Genomic DNA, 17,617 nt, shown 5'->3' with positions numbered 1-17,617 from the left:
GCTGTCCCGCGTAGTTGCTTATCTATGAGTAAAAATTAAGCCTGTTCATTTCCGTTATTTCTGTTAATCAGAAATAGCAGGGGTGAACAGGCTTTTTGATATTGCCTTAATAAGACGAATGATAAATGGACTCTACAGATTTTATACTTTGAAAATAGATACAGAGTCGTTCAGATCCTCAGCCAGCTTGGCGAGGGATTGAGAAGAGGCTGCAGTTTCCTGAGCCGCCGCTGCAGATTCTTCGCTGGCAGCAGCAATAGATTCGACAGAGAACATGACCTCGTTTGCCTGAGCGGATTCTTGCTCACAGGCCGCTGCGATATCATTGACACGAATAGCAGAATCATTCACCATACGAATGATTTTTTGGAAAGAATCACCCGTCTGCGTCGATTGTTCTACACTTTGTCGTACGGATAATACACTATCCTGGGTATTTCTTTGCATGATTTTGATAATGCTGGAGATCTGCTTGGTAGCATCCATACTGCGTTCGGCCAGCTTGCGTACTTCATCAGCAACAACAGCAAAGCCTTTGCCTTGTTCACCGGCACGTGCAGCTTCAATGGCGGCGTTCAGTGCAAGCAGATTGGTTTGATTGGAAATATCGTCGATTACGCTGATAATTTCACCGATCCGCTGGGAATCTTCTTCCAGGCGTTGTATAGAAGTATTCATGTTTTGCATACTGATCATGGATTGGTCAACCACCTGTCCACCCTGGTGGGCCATATCCAGAGTGTGGTTGGACAGCTCTGCCGTCTCGGTAGCACTACGGGCGACAGAATCGATAGCCGCAGACAGCTCCTTGAACAATTCGGTAATGGAAGCGGAAGCTTCTGCCTGGGTGCTGCTTGTATGAGCGATTTCCTCCGTAGTAGCGGAGATTTCCTGGGAAGCGGCAGCTACGCTCTGAGACGACATGGAGATACGTGCGATCAGATCACGCAGATTGTCTGCCATGGTATTAACAGAAGCAGCCAGCTGGCCTACTTCATCACGAGTATCAATATCCGATGTACCACTCAGATCGCCAGCAGCAAATTGAGAGATCAACGCGGACAGTTTCTTGAGCGGTGTAGAGATCATATGGGCGATCCAATAGCCCAGCAGGAGACTGAAGATAACAGCAAATACAAGAATAGTAATAGTTAGTGTGCGGGCCTTTTGATAATCGCTAGCTGCATCTGTGCTGGCTTGCTGTGCAACTTTGGCATTGTAATCAATCAGTCCGTCGAGGATCGTTCCGAGCTCATCGCCAGCCTGTTTGAGGGTATTGTCTTTGAACTGGATAAAAGCTGCCGTTCCTGCAGCACCCGGAACTTGTGCCATACGGGTTGCCTGATTATACAGTTCAATATATTTGGCATAAGCAGCATTGAATTGTTGGATTCCTTGTTGTTCTGTAGCTGTAGAAGCAAGCGGTGTATACGCTCTAATATTGGTATCAATACCGGTTTTGAATTGAGTTATTTTGTCCAGGTAGGTCTGCTGTTTGTCAGGGTCGGTTGTTGTATTCAGATCACGGACAGCGATTCTCAGACGCTGATAATAGACTTGTACACCGAGCAGGTTTTGTACAGATACCAGATTGTTGCCGGATATCTGACTGGTTCGTTCACTACTTTGCTCCAGGTTGTGGAGACTATATACGCCAAAAGCAATCAAGATCAGCACGATTAAAATGAATGAAGATATAATCTTGGCTGATGTTTTTAAATTATGAAACCATTTCATAAAGGTTACCTCCGTTAGTTAACTTAAGACTCAATATATATTTCGACATCAGTAAAAATCTGGTAATAGGCACTAAGTACTAAATGTATTTATTTTACATATAAAGAATTAATAAATTTATATCCTAGAATATAGAATTTTAAAGGATAGAGAAGAATGGAATCGCGTTAACCTACAGATAGCCGATTGTTTCGTCATGAGGAATTGCGGGGATAAAAAAGATATATTGTCTATTTCGGAAGGAGCGAAAATCATGCAAAACATTGTAGAGAATGATAAAGGATTCGTAATGGAAGTAGATGGAGAGCCCAAAGCAGAGATCGGCTTTGGTCCTTATGACGAAAAGTCGATCATTATTGATCATACTTTTGTATCGGAAGAACTGCGGGGGCAAAAAGTCGGTCAGCAGCTCGTACAGCGTGTAGTGGATGTGGCCCGCGAGCAGGGCAAGACCGTTGTTCCGGCATGCTCTTATGCGCTCGCACAGTTCAAGCGCAATGAAGAATATCATGATATCTGGCGCAAAGACAGCTAAAAATCGGTATCCTGCCAAAACGTTCAAACTGTTGTCACCAATCTGCTTATCCTTATCCGGTTTATTAAAATATAATATAATGAGGATATTTCGATATTCCCAGTATGAATCGCAAGGATGGGAGAGTACACATGGACAAGGGTACACAAACCGGCAATCTCAAGCCAACGACCAACAAGAACTTTACAGGTCTGATTATTACCGTATCTGTAATTGCGAACGTCATCATTTTGCTGTTGTTTTTCTCACCGGCTATCGGTTACAAAGGAACGGTTGGATTTGATATTACACTGCTGCCGCGGATGAATGCGATTTTTAACAGCTTTACTTTCATTTTTCTCGTCGCTGCACTGATCTCGATTTTGAAAAAAAATATTAAGCTGCACCGGGGATTTATTCTGGCTGCCTTCTCGTCAACACTGCTGTTCCTGGTTACGTATCTAACATTTCACTACCTCTCTCCGGAGACAGCCAAATATGGCGGTGAAGGATTTATACGTACCGTTTACTTCTTCATTCTGATCACGCACAGTTTCCTGGCTGCGATTATCGTACCGCTGGCACTGTTCGCACTGGTATGGGGATGGACGATGCAGATTGCCAAGCACAAAAAAATCGTCCGCTGGACGATGCCGATCTGGCTGTATGTAAGTTCTACCGGGGTAATTGTCTATCTGATGATGGCGCCTTATTACAAATAAAGAACACAAAAGAAAAACCGTGGCTTCCCGGGCCACGGTTTTTTGCTGTGCTGCTATAGAGAGTACAGGTGCTATATCTAATCATCATCTCATGGAATGTCGGTTTATACCATAATTGATGCATCAAGCAAGAAAGAGAATTCTTACTTGATACCGTCTTTGTAGTTTTTGCTCCAGTTCTTGTCACCCAGATGGGAGAAGTCTTCGACTGTTCTTTCCAGTGTCTCGATCAGCTGTGCTTTGATTTCGGAAATGGTATCACGGTATACACGTTCTTCGTTACCGTTGATACGATCGCCGTAGATTGCCAGAGAAGCAGTATACTGACGATGTTTTTCAACCAGTTCATCAATCGATTGCAGAGCATGTTCAACGTAGCGTGTAATTCCTTGTTGTTCTTGTGGCAGCAATTCCCGAAGTTGCTGTACTTTGCTATGGTTTGTCATTTTCGGTCACCTCGTAATTTTGATTGTAAATTTACATTAACACAGTTTCACAAAATGTTCATTAAAATGAGCTTAAATATGTTATTCTTTTCATAAAAAAACCGACGTTGAGATGAATTAATTACTGATAACATCTATATATCATCAAGATTAGGTGTTAAAACACCATAATCGTTGGTTACAGGAAAATGATGTGTCCAATTTGTGACTGCCTTTGCTTATAATATCTTTTCGGCAGATTGTTTTACTAAGTTAATAGCTTTTAGTGACTTTGGTCATATTTTGTCGAAGAATAGGAATATGTTCCTATGTCTTATAGTCTAGTAGGGGATAGGCTAAAAGAAACGGGTTAAAATAGAGCATTTGCGTGTAGATAATTCTATAATGAAATCGTTCTGCATAATCATACGATTATACGGATATGGTATTGTAGAACAATCAGGAGTAGCTATCGATGCAGCCTGGAAAGCAGGGAGTCAATCAAATCGAATTCATACTAGGATGGTGAATGAATGGAACTACAATCGTTAAAACAGGTGGAGAAGCTGGCACTGGAAAAGAATATGATCTTCAGACAGAGCATACTCCGCTACCTGTCGCGCTCAATGCTGGCAAGTATGTTTATCGGATTCGGCGTTATTGTTGCTTTTAAGACAGGCAATTTCTTTTATGCTGTGGAATCGCCTGCTGCCTACCCGATGGCAGCCCTTACCTTTGGTGCGGCGATTATTCTGATCTCGCTGGGCGGAGGGGATCTGTTTACAGGGGATACGTTCTATTACTCCTATGCAGCACTGATTCGCAAGCTACGCTGGTTGCAGGTCGTGAAGATGTGGGTGACCAGTTATATCGGCAATATTATGGGAGCCTGTGCTTTTGCGCTGTTGATCTTCCTGACCGGGCTTTATTCGGATCACTCGGTCAATGCCTTTTTGCTGAATGTGGTGGAACACAAGATGCAGGCACCTACTTCGCAGCTGTTTTTCAGGGCTATTTTGTGTAACTGGCTCGTCTGTCTGGCCTTCTTTATTCCAATGGGGCTTAAAAATGAAGTGGCGAAGCTATTCTGCATGATGCTGTTTGTATTCTGCTTCTTTATTTCGGGCTATGAGCACAGTATTGCCAATATGTGTACTTTTGCAATTGCGCTTGTGGTCGATCATCCATCGACAATTAATTTCGCTGGCGTCATTCATAATCTGATCCCGGTAACACTCGGCAATCTGATTGGTGGTTCGGTCTTTATGTCGATGATGTACTACTATGTAAATAAGCCTTTTATGGGAACGCATCTAGAAGACCATGGTGACGATCAGAACGAATAGATTTCAGAACAGAATAATGTAACGATTTGAGAAATATAAGCTGCAATATAAACGAATTCCTGTCAATCCATTCCTGATTCGACAAAATAATTGATTTTATAGTTCTTAATACCTTTAATATTTAAAAATATATTAGGACTATAGTTTCAAATATGTTTTACATTGGTTACAATATAATAGGCTACTAAATTATTGTAATCAAAGGAGAACGTAAAACGAATTATGAGTGTATATCAATTTGCGGCAACCAACATGGCTGGTAAGGAAGTATCTTTGGAGGAATATCGTGATCAGGTTATTCTGGTCGTTAATACAGCGAGTCAATGCGGTTTTACTTTTCAATTTGAAGATTTACAAAAGTTATATGATCGTTATAAAGACAGAGGATTCATTGTACTCGGTTTTCCTTCCAACCAGTTTGCTGATCAGGAACCTGACGGTAATGAACGAATTCAGGCTTTCTGTATGCTGAATTACGGTGTTACATTCCCGATGTTCCAAAAGGTGGATGTACGTGATCAGTATGCGCATCCTTTGTTTACGTATCTGGCCGATTCCAAGCCATTCGAAGGCTTTGATATGAGGCATTCGGTAGCCAGAATCCTGCTGCCTCTGCTGCATGAGCGTCATCCGGAATATATGCCGGGCGATTCAATCAAATGGAATTTTACCAAGTTCCTGATTGACCGCAGCGGTGAAGTAGTCAAACGCTTTGAACCTACAACCGATCCATACGATCTTGAAGAGGATATTGAAGCGCTGCTCTAATCGCAACGATAAATATTCGGTCCATAACAAAGTTTTGCTTCGTACAAACCTACATCATTTTACACATTAAAATAAATTGTACAAAAAAAGCCCGGTGCATATCACCGGGCTTTTTGGATACTGCAGAATTATGCAGATCCAAGGATAGAGGAGAAAATGAGAGAACTGCCTGTCTTACATCGCACTCGCGAACATATGAATTACATCTTCCTTGGAAGGTTGAATCGGGTTAGTGACCCCGCAGGCATCTTTCATGGCATTGGCAGCCAGCGTATCAAAGTCTTCAGCTTTGACACCAAGCTCTTGCAGACCAGCAGGAATACCGACTCGCCGGGCCAGCTTTTCAATTGCCTGAATAGCCAACTCTGCTCCTTCTTCGGGACGTGACAAGTCGACCTGCTCACCAAGCGTATAGGCGATAGTCGTGAGGCGCTCTGCAGCAGCCTGCATATTATAGCGTTCTACATGAGGTAACAAAATAGCATTACATACGCCATGAGGCAGATCGTAGAACCCGCCCAGCTGATGGGCCATAGCATGAACATAGCCAAGACCTGCATTGTTAAAAGCCATACCGGCCAGGAACTCGGCATAAGCCATCTGTTCACGTGCTTCCGCATCCTGTCCGTTATCTACAGCACGAACTAGATAATCGCGAATCAGCTCTATAGCTTTGAGTGCACAGGCATCCGTGATCGGTGTTGCATCGGTAGATACATAAGCTTCAATCGAGTGAGTTAGTGCATCCATACCGGTAGCTGCTGTCAGTGACTTGGGCATAGCCATCATTAGCTGCGGATCATTAACAGCGATTAGTGGAGTTGTATGCTTGTCTACAATAGCCATTTTTACATGACGAACTTCATCGGTAATAATGCAGAATTTGGTCATTTCACTAGCGGTGCCGGCAGTTGTATTAATCGCGATCAGTGGAGCGGCTGGCTGTGCAGAACGATCTACACCTTCGTAATCTTCAATACTACCGCCATTGGTCGCGAGCAGGGCAATACCTTTGGCACAGTCATGCGGTGAGCCTCCGCCAAGAGAAATAATACAGTCACAGCTATTATCGGTATATGCCTGCAGTCCTTCATTTACATTGCGAACAGTCGGATTGGGACGTGTGCTGCTGTAAATCGCTGAGGCAATACCTATCTGTTGCAGCATATCGGTTACTGTGCCAGCAATACCAATATCAACTAGTGGTTGGTCCGTAACGATCAATGCTTTGTGATATTGAAGTTTGCGGATTTCCTCACCGGCATCCTGCAGGGAACCGGAGCCCATCAGACTCATACCGGGCATCATGAATTTTGCTTTACCTGCCATACTGATCTACCTCGCTTGTTGGATGTTAGAAGCAATTGAGTTATACTTACTTTATTAAGTGTAGCCCGATAACGAATACAAAAATATCAATTATTGCCGTAAAATATTCGTGGTTTCAAAGAGGGAGAGTCTATGGAACAGGCATTGCATGGCTTTGACCGTTATGACGAACTTCAGTATGGGTATCAGACGGATTTGCTGCGTATTTTGTATTATGATCTGCCAGAGAATTATAGCGAAAATTATGCCGCTTATGAGTCTCCGAAGCTATGTACGGTTCTGGAAGGACAAAAAAATGTACGCGCCGGCATCAAAGAGAACTTTTTTACCCATGACCGGAGTGAAATGCTGCTGCTGCCGGCACATTCCCGCGTTGAAATTCAGATTCCCGTACCGACGCGTGCGCTGGTATTTGAACTGAGTGATCAGCTGATTGCACGGCTGCATCCTGTCGTGGAGGAAGAACTGTGTACATCTATTACGATCGATAACGGTACTATACTGCGCTGTGCGGTGAATCATCAGAGCCGTGACCTTCAGCATACGATTCAGCGGATTCGGCGTCATCTCAGTCTGCATGATGAGGATCGTCGCTTTCTGATTGATCTGGCTGCCCAGGAGCTTACCTACCATCTGCTTCACGTACAGGGAGCGGAGCAGCTGCTGAAGCTGGATCGCAGTGATCCGGTTCATCAAGCGATCCGCGATATTAATGATCATATCAGTACGATTCATCATATTCGCGATCTGGCCAGTCATTACCAGATGTCACATACCAATTTTACAAGCCGGTTCAAAAAGCTGACTGGACTGACACCACGAGAATATATTACCAACCGCAAGTTGGAAGAAGCCCGCCAAATGCTTCGACATCACACAGTTACCGAGGTAGCGATGAGCCTTCAGTATGATAATATTTCTCACTTTATCGGACTGTTTCGCAAAAAATACGGAGTCACTCCAAAGCAGTACCAGCTAGGCCTCCATCCGTCAGCATAATTGCAGCATTAGAGTTTGCTAGACGACTTGAAGCACAGGCTATCTTAAGCCAGATAACGGCACATATAGATAGGAATATATAATTGCAGGTAGAAGTTAGCTTGTAAATACACAAAAAAACCGACTCCTTTTACCGGGTCGGTTTTGTCATATATGGATGCGTCTGTACAGTAGGCAGCAGATTACTAGCGGCTGCGGGAAGGAACAGAGCACTTTTTCAAATATTCCAGCTTGCGGATAATTTCTTTTTGCCACCTGTGGTCACCCACATGAACAGCCAGATTGAGAAGATCGAGATAATCGTCGATTTGTAGTGAGGTTTTTTGGGTCATTGCGTTCATCAAGATTCCGTCTCCTTTTAAAGCGCAGGGATAGCAGCGCGTATATAATGAGGCACAAAGTGCACATTGCAGCAGTAACAGGATTTCCTTATTCAGGAATTATCAATGTATTATCAATTCATCAGGAATGATAATCATTATCACATCTACATTCTCATTGTAAGCATTCAACTAGTGAATTGCAAATCATTTATCTAAATTTTTTTGCAAAATATTCAACTGTTCACAGGTTATACACGGTTCAGTCATGGGATAATACAACAGTAGATGCAGCAAAGCGATACTGAAGTGGCGAAATCAGCCTGTCGATTTATGTATACCTTAGAGCCGGATAAAGGAGAATGATATGTCTTATCGCTGGATGAAATGGACCATCTTGTTTTTACCGACCGTTACAATTGGGTTATGGGAGTATGTAAGGCATCAACTGCTGATGCCGTATCTGTCCATGGAAGCGGGTAACTGGCTGTCGCCGGTTATTGTCTATATTGTCAGTGTTACACTGCTGCGCCGGATGTTTACAATGATGGAGCATACGCAGGCAGCTCTGGACCAGGAACGGATTGCCAAGGGCAAGCTGGAAGAGCGGCAGCTGCTCGCCGGGGAGCTGCATGATGGAGTGGCGCAATCACTGTTCCTGCTCGGCGTCAAGCTGGATCAGGCGCGCCGCCGATTCGATGATCCCGAAGTGCATAAGATGCTGAACGATATCAGTCGTACCGTCAGCGAAGCAAATCATGATGTACGCCAGTCAATTGCCAATCTCAAATATTCGCCGCGACAGGAGGACGCCGGAGCCACTTCGCTGGAATACCGGATCTGCGAGATGATTCCGCTGGCCGGGGTCAAAGTGGAGCTGGACTGGCAGCTGGATGAAGGGCTGCTGCGTCCGGATGAGCAAGCCGAGCTGCTCGCCTGTATTCGGGAAGCACTGCTTAATATTCACAAGCATGCAGGAGCAAGACATGCGACAATTTCCGGTATACAGCAGGACAGCGATTGGCAGGTGACCGTGCAGGATGATGGACACGGATATGACGAACAGGATTTGGCAGACCCGGGTAAATTCGGGCTTCGTATTACCGCGGAGCGAGCCGAACTAAGAGGCTGGACTTTTGCGCTTCGGCGAGAAGAGAATTGGACCCGTTTTATACTGACAGGAGGCAGCAGACATGGATAGAGTACGTGTATTGATCGTGGATGATCATGCTCATGCCCGGGAGGCGACCAGTGTGATTTTGTCGGAAGAGCCGATGTTTGAAGTGATCGGTACGGCAGCGAGTGGGCAGGAAGCACTTGAATTCACGGAGAAATGGATGCCGGATCTGATTCTGATGGATATTTCCATGAAAGGAATGGACGGACTGGAGACGACGCGGCTGATCAAGCTGCGATTTCCGTATGTGAAAATTATTATGATGACTGTATCGGATGATGCGGCTCATCTGTTCGAAGCGATCAAGCAGGGTGCACAGGGGTATCTGCTCAAAAGTCTACCGCCTTCGACCTGGCTGGAATACCTGCGCAGCGTAGCATCTGATCGGGAAGGCATGAGTCAGGAGATTGCACATCGTATTTTGCAGGAGTTTCCCTTTGGCAAAACACAGAGTGATCCGGCTGCCGATACACTTACTCGCCGGGAACGGGAGATTCTGCAATGGGTATCTTCCGGTATGACCAATCGGGAGATTGCTGCCGAGCTCGTCATCTCCGAGCAGACCGTCAAAAATCATCTCAAAAATATTTTGCAAAAGCTACAATTGGAGAACCGTGTGCAGCTGACCAGGTATGCTCTGGAGCAGGGATTGGCTTCGGATCAGCGTCCGCGTCCATAATTCATTCAAATTTGAACCGGTGAATGACGGTTATATAGCCCTATGTAGTCATTTTCCCCCGGAGGATGTTCCGTTATGATGAGAAAGGTGCAATGGACTTGGGGTCCCATGCCCGTTCGGAAAGCAGGTGAAGGATTGAGTAACAGAAGTATACGATTAGATGAATTACAGAACACGCAGTCAGCCGGACATTCACCATCGGCTGCTGTTCACTATCGCCATGTGGAAAGCGATTCCCTGCATACAGCAAGGCTATCGAATAAGCGTGCCGTTCACAAAGGCAGAACGATGATGCACAGTCTGCTCGCTCTCTTGGTACTCCTGATGTGCGTATTGTTCCCGCAACAGGGGCTGGCACATTCGGCCGTTGTGGAATCCTCACCTTCACAAAATGAGGTGCTGGAGCAGTCACCGCAGCAGATCAAGATTCGTTTTAATGAAGATATTCAGCGCGCCTATTACAGCATTCAGCTGATGGATTCGTCCGGCAAGGTTATTCAGCCGATCCAGGCGCAGATTGACGAGAAGGACGGTACGGTGCTCAAAGCGGATGTACCGATGAAGCTGGCCGGAGACATTTACAATATTTCCTGGAAAGCGGTATCTGGTGACGGACATCCGGTGCAGGGAGGAATCGTGTTCCAGGTGGGCGATGGGGCCGGCAAAGATGTTAACGATACAGATATCCGTATCAGCGACAAACCGGTGAATCCGATGCTGGTCGTGATGCGCTGGCTGCAATATGCCGGACAGGCGATGCTGCTCGGGGCACTCTGTCTGACGTTGTTCCTGCTGCCACAGCGTCTGCGCACCGGGGAGAATACAGGCTGGATGATGAGCGGCCGTTATCGCTGGTTTGTTATCGCAGGCAGTGTAATTGCTCTGGCAGCGCTGCTAATCCAGCTGCCGCTGCGGATTGCCTGGGATGCGGATGTACCTTTATCCGGTACAGGTGCTGAAGTGATGACGACTCTGCAGGGCACCGTATTCGGTAAAGTATGGCTGCTGCAGATGATTTTCACGCTGCTCGGAATTGCAGGTCTGCTGATCATGCAACTGCGCAATTTATCTGCACAGGTTCGCAAAATCATCGGGATGGCTTCATTCGGGCTGCTGATCGCGGCGCTGCTGGCCAAAGCATTTGACGGTCATGCCTATGCAGAACCTTATGCAGGTATTGCGATTGCGGCTGACTTTATTCATCTGCTGTCGGCTCTGGTCTGGAGTGGCGCGCTGTTGGCGCTTGCCTTGTTCCTGCCGAAGATTGCAGGGCTCTATCATGGAGAGGAACGCCGTAATGTATATTGGAGTATCGTGCGCCGATTCTCCTGGTGGGCGATCGTCTCGGTAGCTGCACTGCTGGTCACCGGCATCTATGGCAGTCTGGTGTATTTGCCGGAGCTGAATTCGCTGTTTACGACAGCGTATGGACTGACGCTGCTGGGCAAAATCCTGCTCTTCCTGATCATGGCAGCCTTTGCCGGTATGAACTATGTCAAAGGCCGCAAGCAGGAAGAGGAGCTGGGCAAGGATCTGATCTGGGAAGTGCTGACCGGATTCGTTATTCTGGTGCTGGCGGCTATTCTGGTGCATCTGTCGCCAATGGGCGGCTCGCTGGTCAAGGTCAAGCCTGAACAGATTACTGCTCAGACCCAGCAGATTGAAGGATACGATGTGAGTCTCAAGGTAACGCCGCTGGAGATGGGCAGCAATGACTTTATCGTTACCGTCAAGGATGCCAAAGGACAGCCCGTAGATGTAGAACAGATTGAAGTGACCATGACGCATATGGATATGGCTATGGCACCTGCTCAATTCACGATGAACAGTGCAGATGCACAAAATGGTGTATACCAGAAGAAGTCCATGATCAGCATGAACGGACGCTGGCAGATCGATATGCATATTCTGACCAAAAAGCTGGATAGCATGGATGTGCAGTTTACCATCAAGGTAGGTTAATAAACAGGAATGCTCGGTACCATACAGGGCGCGAGGCAATCTATATTACTCAGACAAAGGGGCTTATTCACTCATGAAATTGAGATCTGTATTTACCCGTATCATTACACTTACTTCGGCTGCTGCATTGGCCGGATTCGTAACGTTCGCAGGCGTTGCCAGTGCGCATGTTACCGTCAAACCAGCTGAATCCATGACTGGCGCATGGGAGACATACACGATCAAAGTACCTTCGGAAAAAGAAATTCCTACAACCAAAGTAACGCTGAAAGTACCGGAAAACCTGGCCTTCAAGCAGTATCAGCCAGTTCCGGGCTGGAAAACGACAACCGAGAAAAATGATGCCGGCGAAGTGACGGCTGTAACCTGGGAAGCAGAGAGCGGCGGTATTGAAGCAGGACAGTTCCAGCAGTTTGTCTTTGTAGGAGAAAATCCTGCCAAAGATAGCGAATTGAACTGGGATGCGTATCAGTATTACAGCGATGGTAGTATCGTCGAATGGACTGGAGATGAAGGCAGTGATACGCCTCATTCCATGACGGTAGTGAGTGCCGCGGGTGCCGATACGGCAGCCACAGCTGATCATGGTCATGACACAGCAGGTACAGCGGGCAGCGGTACAGCCGGTACGGATACAGGCGCTGCTGTGGATACTGCGGCAACCTCTACAGATACACCGGCAGCAGGCAGTACGACTGCTCCGGCAGCTTCGGCTCCAGCTAGCACGGGCATGCAGACTGCAACTCTGGTCGTAGCGATCGTCGCTTTGATCGCAGCGATCGGTGCATGGGTAACTGCAGCTCGCAAACGCAGTAAATAACAGCTTTATTACAAAACCAATAGCAAGAGTATAACGATTGTCCGAAAAAGCCTGATTTCCTTTTTAAAAGGGTCAGGCTTTTTTGACTTTGCGCAAATATTACGACAACAGCAATCGAGATTCGAAGTAGAAAAAAGAAAAGCATGATATTGATAAGGCTTACACAAAGTCATATATATGTTAGATCTACTTAATTCAGAGTACATATATACTTTATTAAGAGTAAATACATGCTTTAATGAGGTCGGAAATGCATATTTATTAATTTTTATTTATCTTTTTGTAAAAATACATTACATAAGTATTGCTTCGATATGAATTCTTTCACTATAATCATTTAAACGAAAATATCGTTAAATAGTCTTTAATTAGGGGGAAGGTCTGTGAGTGGAGCAAACGGAGTACCGGTAAAGACGAATTCGAATTCAAGTGGCATTTTTGGTTGGGTGGAAAGAGTCGGTAACAAAATTCCAAATCCGTTTCTGCTGTTTGTGTACCTGATCATTATTCTGATGCTGGCAACAGCAGTGTTATCCTGGCTGCATATATCAGCTGTCGATCCGTCTACAGGTGAAGCCGTAACGGTCAAGAATTTGCTGAGCAAAGAAGGCATCCAGTGGATTTTGCCCAATGTGATCAAGAACTTCAGCGGCTTTACTCCGCTTGGCTCCATTCTGGCACTCGTGCTGGGCGCCGGTCTGGCCGAGAAGGTCGGCCTGCTGCAGGCGCTGATGCTGAAAATGGCTTCTCGTGTCAGTGCTCGCTACGCCAGTTATATGGTGCTGTTTATCGCCTTTTTCAGCCATGTCTCTTCGGATGCTGCGCTTGTGATCATGCCGCCGCTGGGTGCTTTGATGTTCCTCGCAGTTGGACGCCACCCGGTAGCCGGTCTACTCGCAGCTATTGCTGGTGTAGGTTCGGGTTTCACTGCCAATCTGTTGATTGTGACGACAGATGTACTGCTGTCCGGGATCAGCACCGAAGCTGCCGCAGCTGTCAATCCGGCTATTCATGTCAGTGTGCTGGATAACTGGTTCTTTATGGCGGCCTCTGTCATTGTGCTGACCATTACCGGCGGACTGATTACGGACAAATTTGTAGAACCTCGGCTGCCTGTGTACCAAAGCAAAGGACAGGAAGATCGTCTGGAAGAATTGACACCACTGCAGAACAAAGGGCTGCTGGCGAGTGGAATCGCGACTCTGATCTCGCTGGTTGTGATTGCTCTGCTGGTACTGCCATCCAATGCTATTCTGCGCGATCCGGAGCTCGGAACGATTGTGCCGTCTCCATTTATGTCGGGTATTGTTCCTACTATTATCTTGCTATTCTTCGTCGCGGCAGTAACCTATGGTATCGCAACTCGTCAGATCCGCAGCCAGAACGATGTTCCGCAGCTGCTGATTGATCCGATGAAAGGCATGGCTGGTTTTATCGTAATGGTATTCCCACTGTCCCAGTTTGTAGCCTTTTTTAACTGGAGCAATATGGGCAAGTTTATTGCACTCGGTCTTACCGATCTGCTGGAAAAGACCAATACAGCGGGCATTCCGGCTTTTCTCGGATTAATGTTCCTGTCTGCGCTGCTCTGCATGTTTATTGCCAGCGGATCGGCGATCTGGTCGATTCTGGCACCGGTGTTTGTGCCCATGTTCATGCTGCTTGGTTTCCATCCGGCTTTTGCCCAGATGATTTTCCGGGTGGCGGATTCGTCGGTTATTCCTTTTGCACCGATGTCTCCATTTCTGCCCTTGTTCCTCAGCTTTCTCCAGCGGTACCAAAAGGATGCCAAGCTGGGAACCTACTATTCGCTGGTACTGCCTTATCCGATTATTTTCCTGCTGGTCTGGTCGCTGCTGCTGGTAGTGTGGTATTGGCTTGGGCTGCCAATCGGGCCGGGAGTATATCCGAAGCTGTAGGGATAATCATCAGGGCGAGATGCATAGTTAGAGGCAGGCTATTTATTATTTGGGATCTGGTTTGAATTTTAATAGAGGAGATGAACAACTTATGTTAGACATATTTGAACTCCGCCGGGATCTGCATCAGCATCCCGAGCTAGGTTTTACCGAATTTCGTACAGCTTGCAAAGTCGTACAGACGCTGCAAGCTCTCGGATATGAAGTGATCTATGGACAGGATGCGATCGATGGACCTTCTCGCAGGGGATTGCCCGCACAAGAAGTGCTGGATAGTGCATATGAGCGTGCGCTGCAGCATGGAGCCGATCCCAAGATCCTGCAAAAGATGAAAGGCGGATATACCGCTGTAGTTGGCATTTTACGGGGGGAACAGCCAGGACCTACGCTTGCGTTTCGGTTTGATATGGATGCACTGCCGATTGTAGAAAGTACCGATACCGATCATCCTCCGCAGGCTGGCGGTTTCCGTTCACAATTCCAGGGCAATATGCATGCCTGTGCCCATGATGGTCATACTACAATTGGACTTGGTGTAGCAGAAGCGCTGGCTGGACAAGAGCTGCGCGGAACAATCAAATTCATTTTCCAGCCTGCCGAGGAAGGTGTGCGGGGTGCCTATGCCATGGTGGAAAAGGGAATACTGGATGATGTGGATTACTTCTTTTGCGCGCATCTGGGCTGTGATGTGCCGACCGGACAAGTACATGGCGGTACTGAAGGGTATCTGGCAACGACCAAGCTATCTGTACATTTTGGCGGCGTTGCTTCCCATGCGGGAGCCGATCCGGAAAAAGGCAAAAATGCCCTGCTGGGCGCAGCTACAGCGCTGCTGAATATTCATGCGATTCCGCGCTATAGCACCGGAGATACCCGTATTAATGTAGGTGTACTGGAAGGCGGCACAGCAGCCAATATTATTCCTGAACATGCCCGAATGGTCGTAGAGACCCGATCGGAGTCGGAAGAAACCAATAGTCAGCTGGTAGAGCGTGTGCGGCAGATTGTTGAACACAGCGCAGGTATGCACGGGCTAACCTACAGCATCGAGATTGCCGGCGGCGCGATTCCGATCACCTGCGATCCGGATATGGTGCAGCTGGCTCGTGAAGCTGCTCAGGGTATTCCCGGGGTGCATACGGTATCTGAACAGATGGCGCACTCTACCGGAAGTGAAGATGCGAGCTATATGCTGCGCCGTGTTCAGCAAAATGGAGGCCAGGCGACCTATATGATTATCGGAGCGAGTAACCCGGTACCACATCATCATCCACGCTTCGATATTGAAGAGGAGTCGCTACCAATCGGAATCGAATGGTTCCGCCGAATTGCACTGCGTGTGCTCGGAAATGAAGTCTCATAAGGCGATCGATGATTGAATATAAGGGCTGGTAGTCCGTAAACAGGAGAGCGCAGCCGGGATGTTCCTTTTCTGTTTTTTACAGCGTGGGTGCACGATTTACATCCGAACAAGCTTCTTTTCTATAAGGAACTTGGTATACTTGCTATAATAATTATAGCTGGATTGATAACAAGTGAAGTGGTGAAGGAGAATTCTATGACGTATCGTCTTGGTGTAATCGGGCCTCAACCTTCTGTCGATCATATTCTGGAAATTACACGGCATATGGCGGAAGATGCACAGTTTATTCCACTGGTCTATAATCATCCGCAGGAAATTCCGGGTATTCTGGAGCAGCATCGTCCGGGGCTCAAAGGATGGTTCTTCTCCGGTCCGGTGCCAATGTCCATAGCGCGTCCTTATCTTGGAGAATCCGAATTGGCAGTTTACTGCAAACCGGCTGGCTCGGGATTGTACAAAGGGATGGTGCAGATGCTGCAATCACAGGATATTGGTGATCGGCTGTATTCTATCGATATGGTGCAGTCAGAAGACCTGGATCTGCATGAATCACTGGCAGAGCTGGGGATCTCGGCGGAGAAATTGTATCTGAATATATTCGAAGGTTCTGCCGATCCGTATGAGATTGTGAACTTTCATCTGCAATTATGGAAAAGCGGTCAGAGCGCCGCTGCATTAACCTGTATGCACTTTATTTATAGCGAACTGCAAAAGCACAAAATGCCGGTGTACCGACTGACCATTACCCGCCAGGATATCCGGCAGGCTGCCGAACTGCTGATTCAGCAGGCACGCAGCTCGTATTTCAAGGATACGCAGATCGGAATGCAGATGATCGAAGGTGATCTGATGACACTCCGGGACCGGGCTTCCGGGGATCGTTATGCAGTGCAGCATGCCGAACTGCAAATGCAGCAGCATCTGCTGGAACTTTGCGAGCGCATCGATGGAGTGATGGTTCCTCATGGCGCAGGCAGTTACCAGCTGATCAGCACGCGCGGAGCAATCGAGCGGGAATTGTCTAGTCTGCGCCGCATCGTCGAGAAGATGGAGCTGGATATGGATATCCCCGTGTCGGTAGGCATTGGCTATGGCGATACTGCATTTGCCGCAGGGAACCATGCGATGCTTGCTCTCCAGCATGCCCGGCCCAAGCGTGATCAGATGCTTGTGATTGTGCAGGATAACGGAGATATCCGCGAAATTGACAAGGATGAAACGACCTGGAGCTATGCTTCGCGTTCGCTGGATCAGGATCTGCTCGCCCGTTTAAATGAAGTAAATGTCAGTGTAAAATCCTATAACAAAATTGAAGCGCTAACCCGTCATATGAATTGGGACGGCTTCACCACTTCCCAGCTTGCTCAGCATCTGTCGATGACGATCCGCAATGCGCAACGTATAATGAGCAGCCTGTGCCAGATTGGCCTTGCCGAGATCGATGGTGAGGAACAACAATCAGTACGCGGCAGACCGCGCAAAATTTACCGGCTGCGACGGATTCGTTAAGATAGAGACAGACGAGTGAGAGGATGAG

16 protein-coding genes are annotated in these 17,617 nt (G+C 47.1%); 12 read left to right on the top strand and 4 right to left on the bottom strand.

The window, feature by feature from the left end; all coding sequences use genetic code 11:
• Nucleotides 1-141 precede the first annotated feature (141 nt).
• Nucleotides 142-1,737, bottom strand: coding sequence for a methyl-accepting chemotaxis protein (locus WH46_RS05015; RefSeq protein ID WP_046225936.1), 1,596 nt, complete (start codon nt 1,735-1,737; stop codon nt 142-144).
• A 253-nt stretch (nt 1,738-1,990) separates the two neighbouring features.
• On the opposite strand from WH46_RS05015, the gene WH46_RS05010 reads away from it, so the two are divergent.
• A complete protein-coding gene (locus tag WH46_RS05010; RefSeq protein ID WP_046225935.1) occupies nt 1,991-2,272 on the top strand; it encodes a GNAT family N-acetyltransferase in 282 nt (93 codons plus the stop codon).
• 131 nt (nt 2,273-2,403) lie between these two features.
• Nucleotides 2,404-2,973, top strand: a complete 570-nt coding sequence (locus WH46_RS05005) for a DUF420 domain-containing protein (RefSeq protein WP_046225934.1) — start codon at nt 2,404-2,406, stop codon at nt 2,971-2,973.
• Nucleotides 2,974-3,116: 143 nt separating this feature from the next.
• Here WH46_RS05005 and WH46_RS05000 read toward each other — a convergent pair whose 3' ends face one another.
• A complete protein-coding gene (locus WH46_RS05000) occupies nt 3,117-3,419 on the bottom strand; it encodes a hypothetical protein (RefSeq protein WP_017813991.1) in 303 nt (100 codons plus the stop codon).
• Between the two features lie 512 nt (nt 3,420-3,931).
• Between WH46_RS05000 and WH46_RS04995 the strand changes: the two genes are divergently transcribed.
• Nucleotides 3,932-4,744 (top strand): formate/nitrite transporter family protein, encoded by an 813-nt coding sequence (locus WH46_RS04995; RefSeq protein WP_046225933.1) that lies wholly within the window; start codon nt 3,932-3,934, stop codon nt 4,742-4,744.
• A 222-nt stretch (nt 4,745-4,966) separates the two neighbouring features.
• Nucleotides 4,967-5,512, top strand: coding sequence for a glutathione peroxidase (locus WH46_RS04990; RefSeq protein ID WP_017813993.1), 546 nt, complete (start codon nt 4,967-4,969; stop codon nt 5,510-5,512).
• A gap of 174 nt (nt 5,513-5,686) precedes the next feature.
• Here WH46_RS04990 and yiaY read toward each other — a convergent pair whose 3' ends face one another.
• Complete coding sequence (gene yiaY / locus WH46_RS04985) at nt 5,687-6,841, bottom strand: L-threonine dehydrogenase (RefSeq protein ID WP_046225932.1); 1,155 nt, start codon at nt 6,839-6,841, stop codon at nt 5,687-5,689.
• A gap of 132 nt (nt 6,842-6,973) precedes the next feature.
• Between yiaY and WH46_RS04980 the strand changes: the two genes are divergently transcribed.
• The gene (locus WH46_RS04980) at nt 6,974-7,840 is read left to right on the top strand and encodes a helix-turn-helix transcriptional regulator (RefSeq protein WP_017813995.1); all 867 of its coding nucleotides are present in this window, start codon (nt 6,974-6,976) and stop codon (nt 7,838-7,840) included.
• A 185-nt stretch (nt 7,841-8,025) separates the two neighbouring features.
• Here WH46_RS04980 and WH46_RS24210 read toward each other — a convergent pair whose 3' ends face one another.
• A complete protein-coding gene (locus WH46_RS24210; RefSeq protein WP_017813996.1) occupies nt 8,026-8,181 on the bottom strand; it encodes a hypothetical protein in 156 nt (51 codons plus the stop codon).
• A 346-nt stretch (nt 8,182-8,527) separates the two neighbouring features.
• Here WH46_RS24210 and WH46_RS04975 point away from each other — a divergent pair, with 346 nt between their 5' ends.
• The 7 genes from WH46_RS04975 to WH46_RS04945 all read left to right on the top strand — a co-directional run bounded on the left by WH46_RS04975 (nt 8,528) and on the right by WH46_RS04945 (nt 17,589).
• A complete protein-coding gene (locus WH46_RS04975; protein WP_017813997.1) occupies nt 8,528-9,361 on the top strand; it encodes a sensor histidine kinase in 834 nt (277 codons plus the stop codon).
• A complete protein-coding gene (locus tag WH46_RS04970) occupies nt 9,354-10,016 on the top strand; it encodes a response regulator (RefSeq protein WP_017813998.1) in 663 nt (220 codons plus the stop codon). The genes WH46_RS04975 and WH46_RS04970 overlap by 8 nt, the downstream gene beginning before the upstream one ends.
• A 135-nt stretch (nt 10,017-10,151) precedes the next feature.
• Nucleotides 10,152-11,978, top strand: coding sequence for a copper resistance CopC/CopD family protein (locus WH46_RS04965; protein WP_197088246.1), 1,827 nt, complete (start codon nt 10,152-10,154; stop codon nt 11,976-11,978).
• Between the two features lie 73 nt (nt 11,979-12,051).
• Nucleotides 12,052-12,798 (top strand): YcnI family copper-binding membrane protein, encoded by a 747-nt coding sequence (locus WH46_RS04960; protein ID WP_046225930.1) that lies wholly within the window; start codon nt 12,052-12,054, stop codon nt 12,796-12,798.
• 383 nt (nt 12,799-13,181) lie between these two features.
• The gene (abgT, locus tag WH46_RS04955; protein WP_046225929.1) at nt 13,182-14,717 is read left to right on the top strand and encodes a p-aminobenzoyl-glutamate transporter; all 1,536 of its coding nucleotides are present in this window, start codon (nt 13,182-13,184) and stop codon (nt 14,715-14,717) included.
• 91 nt (nt 14,718-14,808) lie between these two features.
• The gene (locus WH46_RS04950) at nt 14,809-16,080 is read left to right on the top strand and encodes an amidohydrolase (RefSeq protein ID WP_046225928.1); all 1,272 of its coding nucleotides are present in this window, start codon (nt 14,809-14,811) and stop codon (nt 16,078-16,080) included.
• Between the two features lie 195 nt (nt 16,081-16,275).
• On the top strand, nt 16,276-17,589 hold the full coding sequence (locus WH46_RS04945; RefSeq protein ID WP_046225927.1) for a GTP cyclohydrolase IIa: 1,314 nt from the start codon (nt 16,276-16,278) through the stop codon (nt 17,587-17,589).
• Nucleotides 17,590-17,617: the final 28 nt, after the last annotated feature.

The sequence above is a fragment of the Paenibacillus dauci genome (assembly GCF_000971985.1).
Lineage (GTDB): Bacteria > Bacillota > Bacilli > Paenibacillales > Paenibacillaceae > Saccharibacillus > Saccharibacillus dauci.
The sequence above is the reverse complement of the archived record's forward strand: the minus strand, read 5'-3'. Positions and strand labels throughout refer to the sequence as shown.